The organism is Brachybacterium sp. EE-P12, from assembly GCF_003711805.1.
Taxonomy (GTDB): domain Bacteria; phylum Actinomycetota; class Actinomycetes; order Actinomycetales; family Dermabacteraceae; genus Brachybacterium.
On record NZ_QXCP01000004.1, the window covers coordinates 668,328 to 680,350 of the forward strand.

The window sequence follows — 12,023 nt, forward strand, 5'->3', positions numbered from 1 at the left end:
TCCGAGGCGAGGTCAGTCGACGGCGCCGACCTCCAGGATCCGGAACCCCTTGGCGCTCGCGACCTTCGCGACCCGACGCCCGGGCAGCTGCTCGCCGAGCCAGCGCGCGAGCGGGTCCGCGCCGAGGTTCTTCCCCACCACGAGTGCGGCGGTGCCCGTCGGCCGCAGGCGACCGGTCCATTCCAGCAGCAGCTCGTGCAGGGCCGGCTTCCCGATCCGGATCGGCGGGTTCGACCACAGGGCGTCCACGGCGAGATCCTCGGGGACCTCCTCGGGCGAGAGCACCTGCACGTTGTCCACCCCGGCGCGGTGTGCGTTCTCGGCGGTCAGCTCGCGGGCGCGCTCGCTCACATCGACGGCCACCACCTGCATCCGGGGGTGCAGCAGAGCCGCCGTCAGCGCGATCGGGCCCCAGCCGCAGCCGAGATCCACGAGGGTCCCGCCCGACGGCGGCTCGGCCACCTCGTCCAGACGGTCCAGCAGCACGGCCGTGGCCTTGTCCAGGCCGTGGCCGCTGAAGACCGCGGAGGAGGAGACGAGGTCCAGATCGTGCCCTGCCAGGCGCACGCGCAGCGGGAAGCGACGGTCCTCGACGGAGGGGGAGGCGGTGAAGTAGTGCTCGTCCACCCCCGCAGGATACGGACGCGGGGCCGGCACGGCACGCGGGCCTCCCGGCACCCGCCGCTCCGCCCAGCGCAAAATCGCTCGACCCGCGCCCGGGGACGTGGGATTCTGGAACCCTTCCGACCCCCGAACCGAGGAGTGCCCACATCGTGCCCATCGCCTTCCATCCCGAACCCGATTCCGACCTCGACGTCGACGGGACCAGCACGGGTGGGGCCGGGGACGCCGAGCACTCGCCCGCGGAGCAGGACCGGTCGAGCGTCGGCCCCCGCCGCCGGGACCCGCTGACCGAGCGGATCCTCTCCCGAGCTGACGCCTCCGCCTCCGCGACGAGCTTCACCGCCGACACGGACGGGGAGCAGCTCGACCTCGCCGACCGTCATGCGCTGCGCCGCGTGGCCGGGCTCTCCACCGAGCTCGAGGATGTCTCCGAGGTCGAGTACCGCCGGCTGCGCCTGGAGCGGGTGGTGCTGGCGGGCCTGTACACCTCCGGCAACGCGGACGAGGCGGAGACGAGCCTGCGCGAGCTCGCGGCGCTCGCCGAGACCGCCGGCTCCGAGGTGCTCGACGGCATCCTCCAGCGCCGTGCCCATCCCGACCCGGCCACCTTCCTCGGCAAGGGCAAGGCCGCCGAGCTCGCGGAGATCGTTGCGGAGTCCGGGGCGGACACCGTGATCGCCGATGGCGAGCTGGCTCCCGGCCAGCGCCGTGCTCTCGAGGACATCGTGAAGGTGAAGGTCATCGACCGCACCGCCCTGATCCTCGACATCTTCGCCCAGCACGCGAAGTCCCGGGAGGGCAAGGCCCAGGTCGAGCTCGCCCAGCTCGAGTACCTCCTGCCGCGCCTGCGCGGCTGGGGCGAGTCGATGTCCCGCCAGGCCGGCGGTCAGGTGGGCGGCGCAGGCGCCGGCATGGGTTCGCGCGGGCCCGGCGAGACGAAGATCGAGCTGGACCGCCGGCGCATCCGCGACCGGATGGCGAAGCTGCGTCGCGAGATCAAGGCCATGGCGCCGGGGCGCGAGGCGCAGCGCGCCGACCGCCGTCGGCACCAGGTCCCCGCCGTCGCGATCGCCGGCTACACCAATGCCGGGAAGTCCTCGCTGCTGAACCGTCTGACGGGGGCCGGGGTCCTCGTCGAGAACGCCCTGTTCGCGACGCTCGACCCGACGGTCCGCCGTGCCAGCACGCCCGACGGCCGCGAGTTCACCTTCGCCGACACCGTCGGCTTCGTGCGCCATCTGCCGACCCAGCTGGTCGAGGCGTTCCGCTCGACGCTCGAGGAGGTGGGCGACTCCGACCTGCTGCTGCACGTCGTGGACGCCTCCCATCCCGACCCCGAGGGGCAGATCACCGCGGTGCGCACCGTGCTGAGCGAGCTCGAGGGCTTCGACGTGCCCGAGATCATCGTGCTGAACAAGGCCGATCTCGCGGCGCCCGAGACGATCGCACGCCTGCGCAGCCAGGTCGGGGACAGCGCCGTGGTCTCGGCCCGCACCGGGGAGGGCATCGAGGAGCTCCGCGAGCTGATCGCCGAGCGCCTCCCGCGCCCCGCGGTGGAGGTCGACGTGGTCGTGCCGTACTCCCGCGGCGACCTCGTCTCCCGCGTGCACACCACCGGCGAGATGCTCCACGAGGAGCATCTCCCGGAGGGCACGCGCGTGCACGCCCTCGTGGACGAGACCCTCGCCGCGGAGCTCGCCGGCACCGCCTGATCGACGTGCTGCGAAGAATGAGCGGCAGGAGATCAGGCAGAGCGGCACCGCCTGATCGACGTGCTGCGAAGGATGAGCGGCAGGAGATCAGACGCACGGACTGCCCCGGCCCCGCCTCGGGTGTCCGGGGCGGGTGCGCAGATACCCTGAGCCGATGACCTCCGCACCCGAGCACCCCGTCGCGCCGGCGGCGGCCGACGTCCCCCTGTCGGACCTCATGGAGGCGGCGGTCATGGCGGTCGGCGGCTCGCCGCGCCCCGGCCAGCAGGCCATGGCCGAGGCGGTGGACACCGCGATGTCCGGCGGGCGGCATCTCCTCGTCCAGGCGGGCACCGGCACGGGCAAGTCCCTCGCCTACCTGGTGCCGGCGCTGCGCCATGCGCTGGTCAGCGGGAGGCCCGTCGTCGTCTCCACCGCGACGATCGCCCTGCAGACCCAGATCGTGCGCAAGGATCTCCCGCGCCTGGCGGAGGCCCTCGCCCCGCATCTGCCGCGCACACCCACCTTCGCCCTCCTCAAGGGGCGGGCGAACTACCTGTGCAAGCACAAGATCGCCGGCGGCTATCCGGTGGACATCGAACCCGGCGCACTCTTCGCCGAGGCCTCCGCGGATCCCGCCCGCACGGGTGGGGAGAAGCTCGGCGCACAGGTCAAGCGCCTGCGGGAATGGGCGGAGGAGACCGACACGGGGGACCGCGACTCCCTGGAGGACGCGGTCTCGGACCGTGCCTGGCGCCAGGTCTCGGTCACCGGCTCCCAGTGCATCGGCTCCTCCTGCCCGATGGTGCAGGACTGCTTCGCCGAGCGCAGCCGCGAGATCGCCCGCGAGGTCGACGTCGTCGTCACCAACCATGCGCTGCTGGCGATCGACGCCTTCGACAAGCACGGCATCATCCCCGAGCACGACGTGGTGGTGTTCGACGAGGCCCATGACCTCACCGCCCGGGTCACCAGCGCCGTCACCGACGTGCTCAGCCCCGGCATGCTGCGGGGGACCGTGCGGGAGCTGCGGGGACTCGGCGTCGCCGCGACCGCGCTGGACGATGCGGGCGAGGAGCTGCGCGCAGCGCTCGAGCTCGCCCCCGACGGGCGGGTGCTCGGCGACCTCCCGGAGCGCCTGGCGGATGCCGTCGGCCAGCTGCGCGTCGAGGCGCGCACCGCCCACTCCGACGCGAAGGACGCCGGGGACGAGTCCTCCGCCGGGGCCCGCAAGACCGTGCGCGCGAACCTCCAGGAGATCATCGACGTCTGCGAGCGGCTCTCGGACCCGGGGGAGGACGACGTCGTCTCCGTCTCCCGCGGCCAGGCCACCGGTCGGGCGACGCTGCAGGTCGCCCCGCTGAGCGTGGCGGGGGCGATGCGCGGGGCGATCCTCGAGGACCGCACCGCCGTGCTGACCTCGGCCACGCTCGCCCTCGGCGGGCGCTTCGAGCCCGCCGCCGGGGAGGTGGGGCTCGCCCGTGCGGGTCGCATCGGGGAGGACGAGATCCCGCGTCGCGAGGACTCCGGCGCCTGGGCCGGGATCGACGTGGGCAGCCCCTTCGACTACGGCCGCCAGGGGATCCTGTACACGGCCCGGCACCTGCCGCCCCCGGGGCGGGAGGGCCCGACCCCGGCGATGCTCGACCATCTCACCGAGCTGGTGGAGGCCTCGCGAGGCGGTGCGCTGTGCCTGTTCTCCTCGCGCCGCGGCGCGGAGCTCGCGGCCGAGCACGTCAGGGCCCGGCTCGACATGACCATCGCGGTGCAGGGCGAGGACTCGATGGCGAACCTGGTGCGCACCTTCCGCGAGGAGGAGGATGCGAGCCTGTTCGGCACCCTCACCCTGTGGCAGGGCGTGGATGTCGCGGGCCGCTCCCTGCGCCTGGTCACGATCGACCGGATCCCCTTCCCGCGCCCGGACGACCCGCTGATGTCCGCGCGCCAGGAGCGGATCGCCGCGCACGGCGGCAACGGCTTCATGGCGGTCGCAGCCCAGCATGCCGCGCTGCTGCTCGCGCAGGGCGCGGGCCGGCTGATCCGGACGGAGTCCGACCGAGGGATGGTCGCGGTGCTGGATCCGCGCCTGGCGACTGCGCGCTACGGAGGCTTCCTGCGCGAGGCGATGCCGCCGCTGTGGCCCACTGCGGATCCCGAGGTCGCGCTCGGCGCACTGCGCAGGCTCGCGGCGAGCTGAGGCGCATCCGCCTCAGACGGAGCGCAGCACCGCGACGACCTTGCCGAGGATCTCGGCGTGGTCCCCGAGGATCGGGGCGAAGGCCGGGTTGTGCGGCATCAGCCAGACGTGGTCGTCACGCTGCACGAAGGTCTTCACCGTCGCCTCGCCGTCGATCATCGCGGCGACGATCTCGCCCTTCTCCGCGGTGCTCTGCGAGCGCACCACGACCCAGTCCCCGTCGCAGATCGCGGCGTCGATCATCGAATCGCCGACGACCTGCAGCAGGAAGAGGTCGCCGCCGCCGACGAGCCGCTCCGGGAGGGTGAAGACGTCCTCGACCTGCTCCTCGGCGGTGATCGGGAGCCCGGCCGCGATCCTGCCGACCAGGGGGACGCTCACCGAGCTCGAGGCGGTCTCCGCCGGGGCGGGAGGAGGCGCGGGCGTGCCGTCGGCCTCCGGCATCACGACCTCCATCGCGCGGGGGCGCTTGGGGTCGCGGCGCAGGAACCCCTTGCGCTCGAGCGTCTGCAGCTGATGGGCGACCGACGAGGACGAGGTCAGGCCCACCGCGTCGCCGATCTCCCGCATCGACGGCGGATAGCCGCGGGCGGCGACGATGTCGCTGATCGTCTCCAGCACGAGGCGCTGGCGACGGGTCAGCCCGGAGGTGCGCTCATCGGCCGGCGCGTCGCCGCGCGACCGGATCGGCTTGGGGGTGCTCGGCGTCATCGTGCGGCCTCCTGGCGTCGTCTGTCGGACCCGTCCGGTTCCGTTGTCCTCGTGTCCCAGCGTAGGGCGGCACGCGACGGATGCCAAACATGTGTTCGATGTTCGTCTTGCGTGTCGCGGGAGCGTCGGGATACAGTCGCACAGAGATTCGATCGAACAGGAGTTCGGAGATGCGTACCCATACCGCCACGGTCCTTCCCTTCCCGCGGCATGACGAGCAGACCCATGGGGTCGATGTTCGACCGCGTGTTCGACTCGAGCCGACCCGTCGCGGGCGGCTCCTGCTCACGGCCGTCGCCTTCCTCCTCGGGCTCGCCGTCGCCGCAGTCGCTCTGCTGGTGCTGGACCTGCCCGCCGCGCTCGCAGGCACCGAGGGCGAGCAGCCCGCCGTCATCACCGTCGAGGCGGGGGACACTCTCTGGGGCTATGCCGCCGAGCACGCTCCCGAGGGCGTGAGCGAGTCGGAGTTCGTCGACGAGGTCCGCAGCCTCAACCAGCTCACCACCGGGCGGATCAGCGCCGGTCAGGAGATCGAGCTGCCCGAGATGGGGAGTTCCGCCCGCTGAACAGGGATGCGGCCGGTACCCTGAGCGGATGCACTGCCCGTTCTGCCGCCATCCCGATTCGCGCGTCGTCGATTCGCGCACGTCCGACGACGGCGCGACGATCAGGCGCCGCCGTCAGTGCCCGAACTGCTCCCGCCGCTTCTCCACCTCGGAGACCGCCTCGCTCTCCGTGCTCAAGCGCTCCGGAGTGAGCGAGCCGTTCAGCAGGGCGAAGGTCATCTCCGGCGTGCGCAAGGCCTGCCAGGGGCGGCCGGTCAGCGACGACCAGCTGGCCCTGCTCGCCCAGCGGGTCGAGGAGAACATCCGCCTCAGCGGACAGGCCGAGATCGATGCGCATCAGGTGGGCCTGTCCATCCTCCAGCCCCTCCAGGAGCTCGACCTCGTCGCCTATCTCCGCTTCGCGAGCGTCTACCAGGGCTTCGATTCGCTGGACGACTTCGAGACGGCGATCGCCAGGCTCCGTGCCGAGGGTTCCGAGGTGCAGGGATCCGGTGCAGGCGGCGGTCCGGCCGCCTGACCCGCCCGGCCGGACCTCGCGCTCCGGGGCGATCCGGAGCATTTCGCGGACATGGTGCTGGAGCGGTCCCGAGTGTGCTTAAGATGTTCCTCGTGCGCCGACGAGGCGCACACCAGATCGGCGGTCGTGGAGGGGAAGCCACGGCCGCCGATCGCCGTCCGGGGAGAGGGCCGCCAGGGGAGCTCTCATCCCTCCATGCCCCGGGGGAGCGGCCGCGCATGGACCACTCCGAGATGCTGGGTGGAGCGCGACATGGCGACATAGAGGTCGCCCGCGCCATGGGCGTCGATCAGCTCCGCCGGCTCCACGAGCACGACGATGTCGAACTCGAGCCCCTTCGCGTCCTGCGCGGTCATCACCGCGATCTCGTCGTCCACGCCCGCGGAGCCGGTGCCGACCCGGGGCAGGTCGCCGCGTGCGGCGAGCGCTGCGGCGAGGTCCCCGAGCCGCTCCTCGGCGGCGATCACGGCGATGCGGCCGGGCAGCCGGGCGTGCACGCTCCGGACCGCCTCGGCGGTGCGGGCGCTGAGCTCCTCGGCGCCGACCCGGGTGATCAGCGGATCCTCCTCGCCGTCCCGGACCGAGCTGACGGGCGTGACCGGGAGATCGTGCGCCTTGGCCATCGCGACGGCGCGATCCATGATGCGCCGCGGCGTGCGGTAGTTGACGGTGAGGTGCTCCACCTGCAGGCGGTCCTGGATGTACGGCGACAGGGCCGAGGTCCACGAGTCGGTGCCTCCGGCGGAGGAGGTCTGGGCGACGTCGCCGACCACGGTGAAGGACTTCGTGGGCGCCCGGCGCATGAGCGCCCGCCAGCTCATGGCCGAATGCTCCTGCGCCTCGTCGACGACGACGTGCCCGTAGGTCCAGCTGCGCTCGGAGGTGGCCCGCTCGGCCAGGGTGCGGCCGTCGCGGATCCGGCCGACCTGGTCGGCGAGGTCCTCGGCGCGGACGATCCCGGAGGTGTCGATGTTCTCGATGACCTTGCGCGCGTACTCGACGTCGGCCTGGCGGCGCTCGGCGTCGTCCCGCGCCTTCGCCTCCGCAGGGGCCGCGTCCTCCCCGAGCAGCTCGGCGACCTCGTCCAGCAGCGGCACGTCCTCGACCGTCCAGGGCGAGTCCTTCGGCCGCACGAGCAGGTCCACCTGCCCGGCGAGGGCACGGGGTGCCGCGGCGCGGAGCCGCTCGGGACGGGAGAAGAGGATCCGCAGGAACCCCTGGGGCGTGTAGGGCAGCCAGGCCATGTTCAGGCTGCGCCGCACCTCGGGATCGTGGCGCAGGTCCGAGAGCAGCTCGGGGCGGTCCTCGGGGACGACGGTGCTGCCCTGCGCTGTGAGCGCCCGCTCGTAGGCCTCGACCAGGCGGTCCATCGCCGCACGCACGAACACGGCCCGCGCCGCGTTGTGGGGCTTGTGCGTCGCACGGGCCTCGCGTCGGGCGGCGCGCAGCATCGACCGGGTGAGGACCAGGGGCGTGCCGTCGATCCGGAGGTGGACGTCCTCCTCGGGCACGAGCTGGCGCTGCTTGACCGCGCGCGAGAGGAGCTCGGCCATCCCCGACTCGCCCTTGAGCCGCGCGACCTCGTCGGTGTCGTGGGCGAAGGTCTCCACACCGGGGAACAGCTCGCCGGGGGTCATCATCACGACGCCCGACTCGCCGAGGCTCGGCAGGACCCGTTCGATGTAGCGCAGGAACCCGGGCGTCGGCGCCATGATCAGCACGCCCGTGTGCTCGAGTCGGCGCCGATGGGTGTACAGCAGATAGGCGGCGCGGTGCAGGGCGACCGCGGTCTTGCCGGTGCCAGGCCCGCCCTGGACCACGAGCACCCCGCGGTTCCCCGAGCGGATGATGCGGTCCTGCTCGGACTGGATGGTCGCCACGATGTCGCCCATGCGGCCCGTGCGCGTGCCGGAGACCGCCGCGAGCAGCGCTCCCTCGCCCTGGAGGACGACGTCGTGCGCGCCCTCGGCGAGCACCGACTGGTCCAGCACGTCGTCCTCGAGTCCCATGACCGTGCGCCCGCGGCTGATCAGATGCCGGCGCAGCCGCACGCCGAGCCGCTCGGTGCTGGTGGCGCGGTAGAAGGCGGCTGCGGCGGGAGCACGCCAGTCCACGAGCAGCTGCTCGCGGTCGGGGGTGAACAGGCCGATCCGGCCGATGTAGTGCCGGGCGGCGTCGTCCATGTCCAGCCGCCCGAACACGACGCTGCGGGAGACCGAGCGCAGCAGCGCGAGGCGGTCCTCGTACAGCGCCATGAAGGAGTCCCGCTCCGAGCGGTTCTGATGGGTGGAGGCCTGCTGGGATCCCTGGATCTGATCGAGATTGCGCTCGACCTGGGCGATCAGCTCGTCCACCCGCGCGTAGAGGCGGTCGGCATAGGCCTGCTCCCGCGCGATCTCCCGAGCGACCTGCTCCTCGGTCTCGTCCACTGACCCGCCCCCTCCGGATGTCGCTGCACCAGTCCCGCCCGGCCCGGACGGACCCGGGGTCGGCGAGACACGGTGGTCCATTATGGTGGACCCGCCTGGATGCGTGTGCCATCAGGTCACCGACAGCTCCATGGCCGTGAGGGAGGAGAGCCAGATGCGCGATCCCCGGGATCTGTACCGCTTCGAGTCCACCGAGGTCCTCGAGGCCGTCCCCCGATCCGGCCTCACCCTCGTCCACGCCCTGCCCGGCATGGTCGACGCCGGCAACGCCTGCCGGATCGCCGCCGGCTACCTCCGCGACGAGCTGCGCCATCTGCGACTGGTCACCTTCGAGACCGACGAGCTGCTGGACTATCGCGGCTCGCGCCCGCAGGCCACCTTCGACGGCACCTCCTTCGCCGAGGTCGACGTCCCCGAGCTCACGCTGTGGCTGATGTACGACGAGAAGGACCGCCCCTTCCTCTTCCTCGACGGTCCCGAGCCGGATCTGCAGTGGAAGCGGCTGACCGAGGCGCTGATCGACCTCGTGGAGTACTTCGAGGTCGAGCGCGTGGTGGGTATGCAGGCCGTGCCGATGGCGGTCCCGCACACCCGACCGATCGGCCTGTTCGCCCACGCCAACGACCCCTCGCTGCTGGGGCGCCCGAGCACCCGGCCCACCCCGGCGCCGGGGACGGATCCCTCCGGGGGCGAGGAGGGCGCCTCCGAGCTGGTGATCCCCGCGGCCTTCAGCGCGCTGCTGGAGAACCGCCTGGGGCGGGCGGGGCATCCCGCGATGGGCTACGCCGCGCAGATCCCGCACTACCTCACCCGCACCGACTTCCCCGCCGGGGCGCTCGCCCTGCTGCGTCGGGTGAGCGAGGCCGCCGAGCTCGAGCTCCCGCTGGTGCACCTGGGGGATCTCACCGATGCGGCGACGGTCGCGCTCCAGGGGACCCTCGCCCAGAACGGGGAGGTCCGCCAGATCGTCACCGCCCTCGAGGAGCAGTACGACTCCATGAGCGAGGAGTCCGACCGCTCGCCGCTGGCGACCACGCTCGACCTGCCCACCGCCGAGGAGATCGGCGAGCACTTCGAGCGCTTCCTCGCCGACCATGACGACGAGCCGGACGAGGGCCCGACACCGCTGTGAGCCCCTCCGGGCGCCGACGGGCCGCAGTTCGTTACGCCTTCGTGATCGAGTGATCGCGATCTCCGTGTGAAGCGGGCCACGGTCGTGACAGAATGTCGGCGTTGCGGTGATGCAGTTCCAGCAGGACAGTCCGTCGACGGTGCCTCCGGCACAGCAGTACGGCACGCACCAATGCGCCACCCGCTCCGGCGGGGGACGGCTTCACGCGGCACCGCGGTCGCGTCGTGCGATCGATGATGGACGACACAGAAGGTGACAGGTATGGCACAGGGCTCGGTCAAGTGGTTCAACGCCGAAAAGGGCTACGGATTCATCGAGATCGACGGAGGCGGCGCAGACGTCTTCGTGCACCACAGCAAGATCGACATGGACGGCTACCGCTCCCTCGACGAGGGTCAGCGGGTGGAGTTCGAGGTCAGCCAGGGGGACAAGGGGCCGCAGGCCGAACAGGTCCGCCCTCTCTGATCACGGATCTCCCGTGAACGCACGGACCGGGCAGGAGCATCACGCTCCTGCCCGGTCCGTCCTCGTTCGACGCCGTCCCCGGCCCTGGCCTGGCTCCGATCTCAGTCCCGGCCCAGCACCGTGCCCGCCCGAGCCAGGGCGAGCACCCGGTCCCGCGGAGCGAGCCGCACCGAGACGGCGTCCGAGCGCAGAGCCCGGTCGACGCCGTCGGGCAGCGGAGCCTGGGAGGCGAGCAGCACGCAGTTCCCGCGGCGCCTGCCGGTCAGGTGGGCGGGCTCGGCGATGACGCCCACGTGCGCGAAGACCGACGAGAGCGTCGCGACCTCGTCGGCCATGAGCCGGGTCCCGGGAGGGGCGGCGCAGTTGGCGAGATAGAGCCCGCCGGGTCGCAGCACCCGGTCGACCTGCTGGACGGACTCGAGCCCGATCAGCTCCGGCGGGGTCACATCACCGGCGAAGACGTCCCGCACGAGCACGTCGAAGCGGTCCTCGCGCCAGTCCGCCAGCGCCGAGCGCGCATCGCCCACCCGGATCCGCAGCTGCGGGGAGCGGGGGAGGTCGAACCAGGTGCGCACCTGCTCGGCGAGGAGCGAGTCGATCTCGACCACGATCTGGCGCGCCCGCTCGTGTCGGGCCGCGATCGCGCGAGGGAGGGAGCAGCCGCCCCCGCCCAGGTGCGCGATCTGCGCGGGACGCGCCCCGGCCACCTCCTGTCGGCCGGCCTGGTCGAGGTGGCGGTCGATCACCAGCAGCATCCAGCGCATGTACTCGAAGACCAGGTGCTCGGGATCCGGGTGCAGGTGCGAGGAGGGGACGCCGTTGACGTCCAGCAGCACCGAGCCGTCGTTCTCGACGGCGAGGCTGGCGGTGCCGGTGGAGATCGGCAGCAGGGTGTCCAGCGGCCCGAGGTTCTCGAAGGGGGCTCGGGGCGCGCGGTCGCGGCGGCGGGGCATCGTCCCACTGTAGGAGACGCCCGCTGCGGGAGACGCCCGGGAGTCGGCGGGCGAGCGGCCACGACCTCCCCTCCCCAGGGCCGTCCCGTCCCCATCCCTCCTCCCCTCGCGTCATCTGTCACACCCACCGCCTAGCGTTCAGGGCACGAGGTCGACGACGGATCGACCGGACGGCGAGGGTGCAGAGCCCCGGCGACCACGAGCGGAGGAGGAGCGCGATGGCCACCACCACGGCACGCGGGCGAGGGCGGCACGCGGGGACGGCGCTGCGCTCGGACGCACGCTCCCTGCGCCTGCTGCTCGCGCGGCTCGACCAGGATCAGGCCGATCTCGAACGCGCACGCCAGCTGCTGCAGCAGGCGCGCGAGCTCTCCGCCGTCGCTCCGCGCGAGGCCTTCGAGCTCGTCCACCGCGCCGCGCTGCGGGGCGCCGGCGTGCTCGTCGCCCGCGCCAACCGCGAGCGGCGCCGCGCGCTGCCGTTGAACGTGTGGTCCGCACTGGAGCGCCTCGGCGGGGAGGACGCCGCACGGGCGGAGGCGCTCGCGCCGCTGGTCGCCGAGCGGACGCGCCTGGACCGGGACCAGAGCGCTCTGCCGGACCCGGTGCTGCTGGAGCAGCACCTGGCCCAGACCTCCTCCCACCTCGACCGGGTCGCCGAGCGCCTGCTGGAGGACCTGCCCGCCCCGCTCGCGGAGCCCGCCGGCGACTGAGCCCGCCCGAGTACAGTGCCCGCGAGGG

General features: G+C 72.7%; 11 protein-coding genes. 7 read left to right on the forward strand and 4 right to left on the reverse strand.

Annotated elements, in window-relative coordinates:
- Nucleotides 1-12: 12 nt before the first annotated feature.
- A complete protein-coding gene (locus tag D1648_RS06165) occupies nucleotides 13-627 on the reverse strand; it encodes a class I SAM-dependent methyltransferase (protein WP_122940298.1) in 615 nt (204 codons plus the stop codon).
- 146 nt (nucleotides 628-773) lie between these two features.
- Here D1648_RS06165 and hflX point away from each other — a divergent pair, with 146 nt between their 5' ends.
- Nucleotides 774-2,336, forward strand: a complete 1,563-nt coding sequence (hflX, locus tag D1648_RS06170) for a GTPase HflX (protein WP_122939903.1) — start codon at nucleotides 774-776, stop codon at nucleotides 2,334-2,336.
- Nucleotides 2,337-2,490: 154 nt separating this feature from the next.
- The gene (locus tag D1648_RS06175; RefSeq protein ID WP_122939904.1) at nucleotides 2,491-4,512 is read left to right on the forward strand and encodes an ATP-dependent DNA helicase; all 2,022 of its coding nucleotides are present in this window, start codon (nucleotides 2,491-2,493) and stop codon (nucleotides 4,510-4,512) included.
- A 12-nt stretch (nucleotides 4,513-4,524) separates the two neighbouring features.
- On the opposite strand, the gene lexA is transcribed toward D1648_RS06175, so the two are convergent.
- Nucleotides 4,525-5,223, reverse strand: coding sequence for a transcriptional repressor LexA (gene lexA, locus D1648_RS06180; protein ID WP_122939905.1), 699 nt, complete (start codon nucleotides 5,221-5,223; stop codon nucleotides 4,525-4,527).
- Nucleotides 5,224-5,393: 170 nt separating this feature from the next.
- Here lexA and D1648_RS06185 point away from each other — a divergent pair, with 170 nt between their 5' ends.
- Nucleotides 5,394-5,789 (forward strand): LysM peptidoglycan-binding domain-containing protein, encoded by a 396-nt coding sequence (locus D1648_RS06185; protein WP_122939906.1) that lies wholly within the window; start codon nucleotides 5,394-5,396, stop codon nucleotides 5,787-5,789.
- Nucleotides 5,790-5,817: 28 nt separating this feature from the next.
- Nucleotides 5,818-6,306, forward strand: coding sequence for a transcriptional regulator NrdR (nrdR, locus tag D1648_RS06190; protein WP_122939907.1), 489 nt, complete (start codon nucleotides 5,818-5,820; stop codon nucleotides 6,304-6,306).
- Nucleotides 6,307-6,491: 185 nt separating this feature from the next.
- Here nrdR and D1648_RS06195 read toward each other — a convergent pair whose 3' ends face one another.
- A complete protein-coding gene (locus D1648_RS06195; RefSeq protein WP_122939908.1) occupies nucleotides 6,492-8,735 on the reverse strand; it encodes an AAA family ATPase in 2,244 nt (747 codons plus the stop codon).
- A gap of 154 nt (nucleotides 8,736-8,889) precedes the next feature.
- On the opposite strand from D1648_RS06195, the gene D1648_RS06200 reads away from it, so the two are divergent.
- Both D1648_RS06200 and D1648_RS06205 read left to right on the forward strand, forming a co-directional pair.
- Nucleotides 8,890-9,867 (forward strand): proteasome assembly chaperone family protein, encoded by a 978-nt coding sequence (locus D1648_RS06200; RefSeq protein WP_122939909.1) that lies wholly within the window; start codon nucleotides 8,890-8,892, stop codon nucleotides 9,865-9,867.
- 261 nt (nucleotides 9,868-10,128) lie between these two features.
- A complete protein-coding gene (locus D1648_RS06205; RefSeq protein WP_115412377.1) occupies nucleotides 10,129-10,332 on the forward strand; it encodes a cold-shock protein in 204 nt (67 codons plus the stop codon).
- 101 nt (nucleotides 10,333-10,433) lie between these two features.
- On the opposite strand, the gene D1648_RS06210 is transcribed toward D1648_RS06205, so the two are convergent.
- On the reverse strand, nucleotides 10,434-11,285 hold the full coding sequence (locus D1648_RS06210; protein ID WP_122939910.1) for a spermidine synthase: 852 nt from the start codon (nucleotides 11,283-11,285) through the stop codon (nucleotides 10,434-10,436).
- Between the two features lie 218 nt (nucleotides 11,286-11,503).
- On the opposite strand from D1648_RS06210, the gene D1648_RS06215 reads away from it, so the two are divergent.
- On the forward strand, nucleotides 11,504-11,995 hold the full coding sequence (locus D1648_RS06215; RefSeq protein WP_122939911.1) for an SAV_6107 family HEPN domain-containing protein: 492 nt from the start codon (nucleotides 11,504-11,506) through the stop codon (nucleotides 11,993-11,995).
- Nucleotides 11,996-12,023 lie beyond the last annotated feature (28 nt).